Source organism: Pseudomonas sp. P20, assembly GCF_016463925.1.
Classification (GTDB): domain Bacteria; phylum Pseudomonadota; class Gammaproteobacteria; order Pseudomonadales; family Pseudomonadaceae; genus Pseudomonas; species Pseudomonas aeruginosa.
The window spans coordinates 1-1,468 of sequence record NZ_JAEMVM010000140.1; the positions used below are offsets into that span (position 1 = coordinate 1).

The following is a 1,468-nucleotide window of genomic DNA, read 5'->3' on the forward strand; positions in this document are numbered from 1 at the left end:
AGAAGAAGCCCAGCGGGTTGATGTCGTAGCTCACCAGCAGGTTCTTGGTCTGCTGGTAGTGGTCGAGCATCATCTTGTGCGTCTCGCGACCGACGCCGGACTTCTTGTAGCCGCCGAACGCGGCGTGGGCCGGGTACAGGTGGTAGCAGTTGGTCCACACGCGACCGGCCTTGATCCCGCGGCCCATGCGGTAGGCGCGGTTGATGTCGCGGGTCCAGAGGCCGGCGCCGAGGCCGTACTCGGTGTCGTTGGCGATGGCCAGGGCCTCGGCTTCGTCCTTGAAGGTGGTGACGCCGACCACCGGGCCGAAGATTTCCTCCTGGAACACGCGCATGCCGTTGTGCCCCTTGAGCAGGGTCGGCTGGATGTAGTAGCCGCTGGCCAGGTTGCCTTCGAGCTTCTCGACGCTGCCGCCGGCGAGCAGCTCGGCGCCTTCCTGCTGGGCGATGTCGAGGTAGGAGAGGATCTTCTCGTACTGCTGCTGGGAAGCCTGGGCGCCGACCATGGTCTCGGTGTCCAGCGGGTCGCCGCGCTTGATCGCCCTGACCTTTTTCAGCACCTCTTCCATGAACGCCGGGTAGATCGACTCCTGGACCAGCGCGCGGGACGGGCAGGTGCACACCTCGCCCTGGTTGAAGAAAGCCAGCACCAGGCCCTCGGCGGCCTTCTCGATGAACGCCGGCTCGGCCTGCATGATGTCTTCGAAATAGATGTTCGGGCTCTTGCCGCCCAGCTCGACGGTGGAGGGAATGATGTTCTCCGCCGCGCACTTGAGGATGTGCGAGCCGACCGGGGTGGAACCGGTGAAGGCGATCTTGGCGATGCGCTTGCTGGTGGCCAGGGCCTCGCCGGCCTCCCTGCCGAAGCCCTGGACGACGTTGAGCACGCCCGGCGGCAGCAGGTCGCCGATGAGTTCCAGCAGCACGCAGATGCCCAGCGGGGTCTGCTCGGCCGGCTTGAGCACCACGCAGTTGCCGGCGGCCAGCGCCGGGGCCAGCTTCCAGGCGGCCATCAGCAGCGGGAAGTTCCACGGGATGATCTGCCCGACCACGCCCAGCGGCTCATGGATGTGGTAGGCCACGGTGCTGTCGTTGATCTCGGCGGCGGAGCCTTCCTGGGCGCGGATGCAGCCGGCGAAGTAGCGGAAGTGGTCGGCGGCCAGGGGAATGTCGGCGTTGAGGGTCTCGCGCACGGCCTTGCCGTTGTCCCAGGTCTCGGTGACGGCGAGCAGTTCCAGGTTCTGCTCGATGCGGTCGGCGATCTTCAGCAGGATGTTCGAACGCTCCTGCACCGAGGTGCGGCCCCAGGCCTCGGCGGCGGCGTGGGCGGCGTCGAGGGCCTTGTCGATGTCCTCGGCGGTGGAACGGGGGAACTCGGCGATCGGCTGGCCGTTCACCGGCGAGGTGTTGGTGAAGTACTGGCCCTTGACCGGAGGCACGAACTCGCCGCCGATGTAGTTGCCGTAGCG

Annotated in this window: 1 protein-coding gene; it reads right to left on the reverse strand. The window is 66.9% G+C overall.

Annotated features, from left to right (window positions below; translation table 11 throughout):
• Positions 1-1,468: acetaldehyde dehydrogenase ExaC (gene exaC / locus JHD77_RS32215; protein WP_049296375.1), on the reverse strand; the 1,468-nt coding region annotated here is incomplete at both ends.